Source organism: Microbulbifer mixtoriginis (SeqCode) (assembly GCF_052467235.1).
The window spans coordinates 1,991,570-2,002,500 of record NZ_CP174305.1; the positions used below are offsets into that span (position 1 = coordinate 1,991,570).

The following is a 10,931-nucleotide window of genomic DNA, read 5'->3' on the forward strand; positions in this document are numbered from 1 at the left end:
TTTCGCCTAAAATGGCGGATCATTCGGGACTCTGTGTTATGTCTTCGGCTCGGGGGAGCTGGGATCGGGCCACTCGGGCTTCTGCACAATATGCAGCTCCCGCTGGGGGAAGGGGATCGTTAAACCCGCGCCCTCCAGGGCGGGCTTCAAGCGCTTCATGAGAGTCCAATAGACATCCCAGTACTCAACAGTCGGTGTCCAAATCCGAACTTGCAGGTTCACCGCACTATCCCCCAGTGCGCGAACCGCGAAGCTCGGCTGGGGCTCCGGTAGAATTCGCGGTTCATCTGCCACTAGTCGGCGCAATACCTGTATACCCGCCTCGATATCGTCTCCGTAGGCGATACTCGCCACTATTTCGACACGACGAGTCTGATTGTGGCTGTAATTGGTGAGGGTCTGCCCCCAAATGGTGCTGTTTGGTGCTGTAATTCGCAGGCCATCGCTAGTATCCAACGCAGTGGTAAAAAGACCCACCTGACGCACTGTGCCCATAGTCTGGCCAAACTGAATCACATCGCCGACACGAAAGGGGCGCAAACTCAGCAAAATAAAACCGGCCGCAATATTTTGCAGGGTATCCTTTAAGGCCAGTCCCACCGCCAAACCGGTAGCACCGAGTAAGGCGATCAGACTCGTGGTATTGATCCCAAGCACATCCAGAACCACCAGCGCCCCGACAATATAAATGGCCCAGGTCGCAATATTGCGCAGCACCGGCACGAGTGTCACATCGAGCCGGCTGGTTAATCGATTTATAGCGCTTCGCGCCAGGTGGGCCACCCCCAGAGTCACTGCAATAACCAGCACTGCGGCCGCAATCCGTAAAAAGCCAGCAGTGAAGAGAGGCCAGTAACTTTCACCAATACCATCAAGGCTCATAGGGGTCCTCCTGTTCATTGGCAAATGCGCTGATAAAAAAGATCGGAACCGGCTAACCACAGCGGTTATTTGCTTTCTAAAGTAGTCCCGCCGCCTTGGCTTCATCCAGGCAGCGCTGACGCGCAGGGCAAGTGTGCAAATGGTCATTAACCATACCCGTGGCCTGCATATGGGCGTACATAATGGTAGAGCCAACAAAACTAAAGCCGGCTTTTTTAAGCGCCTTGCTCATCACATCAGATTCCGTTGTACTGGCCGGTACCTGCTTGAGGGAACGGGGTTTATTCACGATCACCTTGCCGTCGGTAAATTGCCAGAGAAAGTCAGAGAGCGTTTGCCCTTTCTCTCGCAGTGCCAGAGTTGCGCGGGCATTTTTAACCGCAGACTCCACTTTGAGACGGTTGCGTATGATCCCCGGGTCCTGTAGTAACTTTTCTATCTTGCGCGGCGTATAGCGCGCAATTTTTTCTGCATTGAAATTATCGAAAAGACGGCGATAGTTATCTCGCTTATTTAATACGGTTATCCATGACAACCCGGCCTGGGCCCCCTCCAACAGCAGAAACTCAAACAGGGTGGCCTCATCGGTTACCGGGCGCCCCCATTCCTCATCGTGGTAGCTTTGATATAGCGGGGTGGACAGGCACCAGCCACAGCGTTTCTCTTCCATAATAGGTTCCTAAAATTTATTTTCCTTAATCTCAAGCAGTGACGGCGCTCGGTAACAATACCGAGCACAGCCAGCAAAAAGGAGAGGACTAGCGCTATTGAGCTCCGGAAAAGAAATAGTGCTGAATCAACTGCAGAACCAACAACAAGGAAACCAGGATAAAAATAATATTACTGCGATTCACTTTATCTCCAATAATTTTTGCTCTACTAACCAGTCGCGACATTCGCACAACATGGCATCCAATGTCACCTCTGATTGATAACCGAGTTCGCGTTCTGCCTTGGAACTGCTAGCTACAACCCGGCGCGTCACCAGGGTGGCCTTTTCCGGGGTAATTACCGGTTCCTTACCACTCACACGCGACCATACATCAGAGAACCAGGCGATAGACTGAATAACGAAGGCGGGAGTTGTACGCTTCGGCACAGGCTTGTGCAGCAGCTCGGCTATCTTGCCAAAAAATTCCAGAAAACTGGCATCGGTGCCGGCAAGGATATAATTCTCTCCACAGCGACCCTTTTCGACCGCCTCGATATGCGCCCGAGCCACCGCCCCGGCATGACAGAAAGACCCCCAACCCGGCGGCACGCCAGGCAATTGGTTTTTATCGATTAGAAAAAATGTCTGCGCCCAACTACTGGTGTCGAATTTCCCCACGATTGCACAAGGATTGAGAAATACCGCATCCAATCCCTTGTCGATCTCTTTGCGCACCGCTATTTCTTCACGCTTTTTGGTATACAGATAATGATGGCGGGGATCGTCTGCACGCTTTTCGCTCTCTTCGGTGATCGTATCCCTGTGGTAACCGTAGGCGGAGATCGAACTGGTCACGATCATACGGCCAACATTTTTCTCCCTCGCAACCTTTGCAATATTCGCCGCCCCCTCCACATTGTCCTTCCACTGCTGTGCATTGCCACCGCGCCACATACTGGTATTGGCCGCCATATGGAAAAGGGCATCGACATCGTCAGGAATAGCTGAGCGCAGTGAGTCTGAATCGTTCAGGGAGGCCTCAACCAGCTCCACCCCCATGTTGCGCAACCTCTCTGTATTAGAGGTCTTGCGATGCATGGCGGTTACCCGCCAGCCATCGGCTTTCAGTTGCTCGACAAGGTTGGCACCGAGGAAGCCGCTGCCCCCGGTCACGAATGCATGTTTCATAGATCCACCGGATGATTATTTTTTGTTATTCATACCCAGTGATAGCCTCTGCCAAGACTTCCGCACCCCGGGAGGGTAAACCGCAGGCAGTACTACAATCTCGACAAGGTGGGCTGAGCACCAACACTATTGCTGATGCAGCCCCAGGGTTAAACCCAATCCGCAGTGTCTGAACGGGGGCACCAACACGGCCCCCACTATCTACACATTGAGTCGATGGGAAAGGTTACTCGATTTTCATTCCCAGCTGATGGGCGAGGAAGCTCCATTGGTTGGCGAAGTCCTCCACCTGCATCCACACCGGCTTGCCGGCACCATGGCCAGCCCGGGTCTCCACCGCAAGCCATATCGGCTTTTCACAGCCCTGATCCCGCTGCAGGGCGGCCGCAAACTTGTAGCTGTGCCAGGGCACTACACGATCATCGCGGTCGGCGGTGGTGATCAGGGTGGCAGGGTAGCAAGAGCCCTCACGGGTATTATGAACCGGGGAGTATGCATGCAACGCCTTAAATTCCTCGCGGTTTTCGCTCAGACCGTAGTCACTGGACCACTGGCGTGCGTTGGCGGAAGCGGTGTGGTAACGCAGCATATCGAGCACACCCACTACCGGCAGTGCCGCGGCAAACAAGTCCGGACGCTGCACCAGGGTCGCGCCGGCGAGTAATCCACCATTGGAGCGCCCACTGATACCCAGCTTCTCTGGAGAGGTAACTTTCTCCGCGATTAGCCACTCGGCTGCGGCGATAAAGTCATCGAAGACATTCTGCTTCTGGGTCTTGGTACCCGCCTGATGCCAGGCATCACCGTACTCGCTACCCCCACGCAGGTTGGCCAGCGCCAGGGTACCGCCCATATCCAACCAACCCACAAAGCGGTTGTAAAAGCGCGGCAACTGAGCGGAGTTGAAACCACCATAACCATACAGCAGTGTGGGGTTGGAGCCATCGCGCTTCATACCCTTCTTATGCACCAAGAATAAAGGTACACGGGTGCCGTCTTTGCTCTTATAGAAGTGCTGGCTCACGGTTAAGTCAGAGAAGTCTGCAGCGTATTTCGGCTGCTTAAATATTTTGCTTTCACCGGTCTGCACATTCAGGTGATAAATACTCGGTGGGGTAATGAAATTGGAGAAAGAATAAAAGGTCTCCACTTCATCCGGCTCACCGTAAAAACCCTTCACAGAGCCCACGCCGGGCAATTTCAGCTCGTACTGCTTCTTACCATTGGTGTCAGTCACCAGCACTCGCGACTTAGCATCTTTTAAATAGTGCAGCACGAATCGGTCGCCAATATAGCTGGCACTCTGCAGAGCGCTGCCTGCCTGCGGCACTAGGTCACGCCAGTATTTCCGTTGTGGCTTCGCCAGGTCGATCGCAATTATCCGACCCAGCGGTGCGCCCGCACTGGTCTCGAAGAAGAAGGTACTGCCCTTATTACCGAGAAACTGATAGAGGCCATCCCAGTCATCCAGCAGCTTGATGACTTTGCCGCTGTCATCGCGTAAGTCGCGATAGTAAAAGCCGTTGGAATCATAACCATCGAAAATGGTGAACAGCAGATAATTGCCATCATCGCTTACCTCGGCATCAGGGTTGCGAGTGGGATGGTCGGTAATACGGTATACCAATTGGTCGCGCTCCTGGGAGTCTCCCAGGCGATGGAAATAGACAGCGACCTGCTTGCTATCATCGGCACTGCCATCCTTGTTGAATGGGTAACGACTGTAATAGAAGCCCGATTCATCTGGGGCCCAGCTGGCATCACTGAACTTGATCCCAGTCAGTTGCTCCTTTAGGTCCTTGCCGGTCTTTAAGTCGCGAATACGGTAGTCTGTCCAGTCCGTGCCACCATCCGAAATTCCATAGGCCAGGTAACGCCCCTTGGGGCTGACCTTAAGTCGTTTCGCTGCGATGGTGCCATCCTCACTCAAGCTGCGTGGGTCCAGCATAGGCTTGCCATCCTGGGCAAGCTCCCCGGCGCGGTAGAAAATGTTCTGATCCCAGTCGCCGTTGTTGTAATCGTAGTAGTAGTTATCGCCTTTCTTATAGGGCACCCCATAGCGCTCGTAGCGCCACAATTCAGTGAGACGATCGTTGATCTTCTGCCAGCCTGGCAGATCCTTCAGGCGAGGTAACGCATGCTTGTTCTGTGCCTTGACCCACTCCTTAACCTCTTCATTAGACATATCCTCCATCCAACGAAAGGGGTCGGATACCTCAACACCGAAGTATTCATCTATGTGCTCAATAGTCTGACTCTTTGGGTAGGTTTCCACCGCCTGCACAGCGGCTGTGGCCAGAGCCCCAACCAGGAGTGCCATTAACTGTTTCTTCATACGGTATTCTCGGTTTCTCTGCATGAATCAGTCCGCTAATCTAGGCGATTTACTCGCAGGGTTCCAGAGAGACAGAGAGGTCTGAGATGAAAGGATTAATCCAACGGGTCAGCCACGCCCGCGTAGAGGTGTCTGGCCAGTCGGTGGCTGCTATTGAGCACGGTATACTCTTGCTGTTGGGAGTGGAGTCTAAAGACAACCGTGAAAGCGCAGACAAATTACTGCATAAGGTACTGAATTATCGGATTTTTCCCGATGAAAACGGCCGTATGAACCACAATGTGCAACAGGCCGCTGGTGGGCTCCTTGTCGTGAGCCAGTTTACCCTAGTCGCTGAAACTGAACGCGGCCTTCGACCCAGCTTCAGTCGCGGCGCCAGCCCACAACATGCCGAGGGCCTGTACGATTATTTTCTTGAGCGTGCTAATGCCGAATTTACACCGGTAGCCAGCGGAATCTTCGCCGCAGATATGCAAGTGTCTCTTCTCAATGACGGCCCGGTTACCTTTATGCTGGAAACCTAAAGTCCTTAAGAGTTTCATTCGCTAAGTCTGAAGTGCCGGGGCAAATCCTCGTAAACTTATTAAGTAAAAACTGCATTTTTATAAAATCGTCTCACTTGAGAGATTCCACCACCAAGGAGAAAAACCGCATGCGGTTAACGGTAACAGAAGATATTTATCTGGAATTTCTACAGGAGAAAGATTCCCAGGAGCTTTTTTATCTAATAGAAGATAACCGCCCACTTTTGGAAAAATATTTGTACTGGGCAAAGTCTGTACAGGATATGGAGTCGACCAAACAATATATTTGCCAGCGTATTTATAGCAAACACAATGGCTCTGCCTGGTACAAGATCATTTTTAATGACCAACTCTCCGGAATAATCGGTGTCAAAGAAATTGATCAGAAAAAAAAGAGTGCCGAAATTGGCTACTGGCTCTCGGCTCACTGCCAGGGCAAAGGTGTAATGGCGAAAGTTGTGGCGAGGATTTGCGAAGAACTAAAAAGACAAGCTGGTGTAGCCCAGATAAAAATACACTGCCTTTCTGAAAATACCGCTAGCATTGCGGTTGCAAGACGGGCCGGTGGAATCCACAGTAGCACCATCCCCGCATACCTTACGATCGATGGAAAGTCCCAGGATCTAATGATCTACACCGTCGCCCTCTAACAACATCCACCATTAAAAAATATTATATAGAATTTACTCGGGCTGAATCGTTACCGGACTCCACTCCAAGCCATCAGCCCCCTGACCAGCCTTAAAAATTCTCTTGATTTCCCACTTGTCGGTATCTATTTCGACCACCTTCCCGTCTCTCTGTGATCCGGCATATAGATACTTACCATCGGGGGTAAAGAGTAGTGAAGCCGGTTCCCGTGCAGAGGCAGCGCCTAAGTCAATACTCTTAAGCTCTTTGCGGGTTGCCGCATCGTAAATCACCACCCGGTTTCCCTGTAGATCCGCAACTGCAACCAGCTTCCCTTCGGGATGGAAACTTATGCGAATGGGAAGGTAACCAACATCAATGATATCCTTCTTTTTTAAACTAGCCGTGTCAAAGATAAAAATATTTTTTGAGCGATTATTACCTATCCATAGCTCTTTCCCATCGGGACTGACCCATACCGCCTCAGGACCATCACCGGCCGGAAGAGTCTTTTTTAAGGTCATAGTGTCCGTATCGATCACGCTGAAAGTATCCGAGCCACGACTGGTGACATATGCAGTTTTAGTATCCGGAGATAAAGCCAGTAGGTGGCTTCCTATCTGGTCTGTTGATACAGAACCGAGTACCTTGCCCGCGACAGTATCAACCTTAATCACATCATGAGTTTCTTCAGTGGTCACGATAAGGTCATCACCACTTCCCAGCCAAGCAATACCATGAGGGCCCATATGCGGGCTAATGTCGATAATGCTCAAGCGTTTGCCCGTAGCCACATCAAAGACATTTAACTCTTCGCCAACGTAGCCATCTTCCAAATAGGAAACCACCACAACCTTTGATTTATCCGGGGACAAAATAAGTTCATGTGGAGAGCCACCAGTTTCCGTTCGCTTGATTTCCTTCCCATTTTCCAAGTCAATAAAGCTGACTGTCCCTTCATATTTATTGCCCACTATTAGGGTACTCGCAAAAGTGAAACTACCCAGAAACAGGCTCAGGAGAATCAAGCTAGAAAGAATCGACCAGCGCATTAGAGCACCTCACCACTTGGTCCCAACTGCAAGTTATTCACACGGCACAACTATTTAGGCGCCTATGACCTGTCAGTATAGTTAAAAGTGCAAGACACCCTCTGGCTAGGGCCTAGAAACAGGCTCTGACTGTATAGTTTTATAAGCTCTAGTGTTATTTGAGCTAATTGCTAACAGAATCCATGGATAGAGCTGTGTATAACTCAGGGATATCCACGCTCAGGCCCCTGTTTCCGCGGGGGCCTTTTCAACGGGTAAAAAAACACCAGCCATTTATCCACTTTCCACCGCTTGGCGTTATTAACAGAAAGTCTGGATAGACTTGTGCATAACTGCGGTATATCCGCGCCAGGCCCCGTGGTTGCACAGGTTCATTAAAACGTGCAAAAAATCACCGGTACTTTTATTGGTATTTCTGCGCCGTTTTTTTCAACGCAATAATTTTTCTAGGCTAAAGAGCACTTTTTAATTTCAGGTGTTTTTGTGGTGGTGCTTGGGGTGCAGATTAAATAAAGCGCGTTATTTTTTTGTATTTCCATTTTTTCCTTACAGAAAAAATCTAAGAAAGCGCTTTATTTATAGGAGGGAAGGCTCCTCAGAACTTTTTAGAGCCTGCGCTTGTTTAATTGGCTTTTACCGAGTTGGATTTTTCGGCGGGAGTGTTGCGAGTAAAAATTCGATTCGGCTTTTTATTTTTTCTGTATTTTGAATTTATTTTTTTATTCTCTGTTTTTATTTTTTGATGCATTCAATATTTTTTTTGCCCATAAAAAAAGGGCCACCCTATTGGGTGGCCCTTTCGGATTAGAAGCCTGACGATGACCTACTCTCACATGGGGAAGCCCCACACTACCATCGGCGATGTTGCGTTTCACTTCTGAGTTCGGCAAGGGATCAGGTGGTTCCACAACTCTATTGTCGTCAGGCAAACTGGCTTGGGTTGGCGTTGGTCTTATAAGCAATCTGCTTGGCCTGCCGTGTTATCGCTGTTTGCCTCGGTCTGTTGACCGGCGATAACCCCAAATAAGTCGGTAAAATAATCTGTAGTAATACACCGCAAGCGATCATTGTGTGTCTTTCATTCCACAATCCGCTAGCTTAGCTAGTCGTTAGTAACCATCTCTGTTGTATGGTCAAGCCGCACGGGCAATTAGTACTGGTTAGCTCAACGCCTCACAACGCTTCCACACCCAGCCTATCAACGTGGTAGTCTTCCACGGCCCTTTAGGACTCTCAAGGAGTCAGGGAAATCTAATCTTGAAGGAGGCTTCCCGCTTAGATGCTTTCAGCGGTTATCCCGTCCGAACATAGCTACCGGGCAATGCCACTGGCGTGACAACCCGAACACCAGAGGTTCGTTCACTCCGGTCCTCTCGTACTAGGAGCAACTCTTCTCAAATTTCCAACGCCCACGGCAGATAGGGACCGAACTGTCTCACGACGTTCTAAACCCAGCTCGCGTACCACTTTAAATGGCGAACAGCCATACCCTTGGGACCGGCTTCAGCCCCAGGATGTGATGAGCCGACATCGAGGTGCCAAACACCGCCGTCGATGTGAACTCTTGGGCGGTATCAGCCTGTTATCCCCGGAGTACCTTTTATCCGTTGAGCGATGGCCCTTCCATACAGAACCACCGGATCACTATGACCTACTTTCGTACCTGCTCGACATGTCTGTCTCGCAGTCAAGCGCACTTATACCATTATGCTCATTGCATGATTTCCGACCATGCTGAGTGCACCTTCGTACTCCTCCGTTACTCTTTGGGAGGAGACCGCCCCAGTCAAACTACCCACCATACACTGTCCTCGATCCGGATAACGGACCAGAGTTAGAACCTCAAACATACCAGGGTGGTATTTCAAGGACGGCTCCACAGTAACTAGCGTTACTGCTTCAAAGCCTCCCACCTATCCTACACAAGTAGGCTCAAAGTTCAGTGCAAAGCTGTAGTAAAGGTTCACGGGGTCTTTCCGTCTAGCCGCGGGTACACTGCATCTTAACAGCGATTTCAATTTCACTGAGTCTCTGGTGGAGACAGCGTGGCCATCGTTACGCCATTCGTGCAGGTCGGAACTTACCCGACAAGGAATTTCGCTACCTTAGGACCGTTATAGTTACGGCCGCCGTTTACCGGGGCTTCGATCAAGAGCTTCGCCGAAGCTAACCCCATCAATTAACCTTCCGGCACCGGGCAGGCGTCACACCCTATACGTCCTCTTACGAGTTTGCAGAGTGCTATGTTTTTAATAAACAGTCGCAGCCACCTGGTCACTTCGACCGGCCTCAGCTTAGGGAGCAAGTCCCATCACCAAAACCGGCGTACCTTCTCCCGAAGTTACGGTACCATTTTGCCTAGTTCCTTCACCAGAGTTCTCTCAAGCGCCTTGGTATTCTCTACCTGACCACCTGTGTCGGTTTAGAGTACGATTCACTATTGCCTGAAGCTTAGAAGTTTTTCCTGGAAGCAGGGCATCAACCACTTCACCCACTAAGTGGGCTTCGTCATCAGTTCTCAGCCTTAGGGACCCGGATTTGCCTAAGTCCCCAGCCTACAACCTTAAACATGGACAACCAATCGCCATGCTGGCCTAGCCTTCTCCGTCACTCCGTCGCAGCAATAGCGAGTACAGGAATATTAACCTGTTTCCCATCGACTACGGCTTTCGCCCTCGCCTTAGGGGTCGACTAACCCTGTCCCGATTAGCGTTGGACAGGAACCCTTGGTCTTCCGGCGGGGAGGTTTTTCACCTCCCTTGTCGTTACTCATGTCAGCATTCGCACTTGTGATACCTCCAGCAGACCTCCCGATCCACCTTCGACGGCTTACACAACGCTCCTCTACCATGCTCCTAAGAGCATCCGCAGCTTCGGTTACCAGTTTTAGCCCCGGTATATCTTCCGCGCAGGCCGACTCGACTAGTGAGCTATTACGCTTTCTTTAAAGGATGGCTGCTTCTAAGCCAACCTCCTAGCTGTCTGGGCCTTCCCACATCGTTTCCCACTTAACTGGTATTTGGGACCTTAGCTGGCGGTCTGGGTTGTTTCCCTTTCCACGACGGACGTTAGCACCCGCCGTGTGTCTCCCGCGATTGCACTCCTCGGTATTCGGAGTTTGCATGGGGTTGGTAAGTCGGGATGACCCCCTAGCCCAAACAGTGCTCTACCCCCGAGGGTGAGACGCGAGGCGCTACCTAAATAGCTTTCGAGGAGAACCAGCTATCTCCCGGCTTGATTAGCCTTTCACTCCGATCCACAGGTCATCCCCTAATTTTTCAACATTAGTGGGTTCGGTCCTCCAGTTGATGTTACTCAACCTTCAACCTGCCCATGGATAGATCGCCGGGTTTCGGGTCTATTGCCTGCAACTAAACGCCCTATTAAGACTCGATTTCTCTACGGCTCCCCTAAGCGGTTAACCTTGCTACAGACAATAAGTCGCTGACCCATTATACAAAAGGTACGCAGTCACCCCGAAGGGCTCCTACTGCTTGTACGTATACGGTTTCAGGTTCTATTTCACTCCCCTCTCCGGGGTTCTTTTCGCCTTTCCCTCACGGTACTGGTTCACTATCGGTCAGCTGGGAGTATTTAGCCTTGGAGGATGGTCCCCCCATATTCAGTCAAGATAACACGTGTCCCGACCTACTCGATTTCACTCTAAA

7 protein-coding genes and 2 rRNA genes (1 of these 9 cut by a window edge) are annotated in these 10,931 nt (G+C 50.8%); 2 read left to right on the forward strand and 7 right to left on the reverse strand.

From position 1 onward, the window contains the following. Positions 1-36: 36 nt before the first annotated feature. From ACJJIO_RS08715 to ACJJIO_RS08730, 4 genes are all read right to left on the reverse strand, one after another. On the reverse strand, positions 37-882 hold the full coding sequence (locus ACJJIO_RS08715) for a mechanosensitive ion channel family protein (protein ID WP_444910765.1): 846 nt from the start codon (positions 880-882) through the stop codon (positions 37-39). A 76-nt stretch (positions 883-958) separates the two neighbouring features. After that, positions 959-1,552, reverse strand: a complete 594-nt coding sequence (locus ACJJIO_RS08720; RefSeq protein WP_444910766.1) for a DNA-3-methyladenine glycosylase I — start codon at positions 1,550-1,552, stop codon at positions 959-961. Between the two features lie 180 nt (positions 1,553-1,732). Beyond that, a complete protein-coding gene (locus ACJJIO_RS08725; protein ID WP_444910767.1) occupies positions 1,733-2,722 on the reverse strand; it encodes an SDR family oxidoreductase in 990 nt (329 codons plus the stop codon). A 226-nt stretch (positions 2,723-2,948) separates the two neighbouring features. After that, on the reverse strand, positions 2,949-5,081 hold the full coding sequence (locus ACJJIO_RS08730; protein ID WP_444910768.1) for a prolyl oligopeptidase family serine peptidase: 2,133 nt from the start codon (positions 5,079-5,081) through the stop codon (positions 2,949-2,951). Positions 5,082-5,143: 62 nt separating this feature from the next. Here ACJJIO_RS08730 and dtd point away from each other — a divergent pair, with 62 nt between their 5' ends. Beyond that, positions 5,144-5,581 carry a D-aminoacyl-tRNA deacylase gene (gene dtd, locus ACJJIO_RS08735; RefSeq protein ID WP_444910769.1) on the forward strand — a complete coding sequence of 146 codons (438 nt, stop codon included), beginning with the start codon at positions 5,144-5,146 and terminating at the stop codon, positions 5,579-5,581. Positions 5,582-5,709: 128 nt separating this feature from the next. Continuing rightward, positions 5,710-6,231, forward strand: a complete 522-nt coding sequence (locus tag ACJJIO_RS08740) for a GNAT family N-acetyltransferase (RefSeq protein WP_444910770.1) — start codon at positions 5,710-5,712, stop codon at positions 6,229-6,231. Positions 6,232-6,264: 33 nt separating this feature from the next. Here ACJJIO_RS08740 and ACJJIO_RS08745 read toward each other — a convergent pair whose 3' ends face one another. The 3 genes from ACJJIO_RS08745 to ACJJIO_RS08755 form a co-directional block, all read right to left on the reverse strand. Continuing rightward, positions 6,265-7,263 carry a YncE family protein gene (locus tag ACJJIO_RS08745; RefSeq protein WP_444910771.1) on the reverse strand — a complete coding sequence of 333 codons (999 nt, stop codon included), beginning with the start codon at positions 7,261-7,263 and terminating at the stop codon, positions 6,265-6,267. Positions 7,264-8,073: 810 nt separating this feature from the next. After that, positions 8,074-8,189: ribosomal RNA gene (rrf, locus tag ACJJIO_RS08750) — 5S ribosomal RNA — on the reverse strand. Between the two features lie 203 nt (positions 8,190-8,392). After that, a 23S ribosomal RNA gene (locus ACJJIO_RS08755) occupies positions 8,393-10,931 on the reverse strand (it continues 343 nt past the right edge of the window).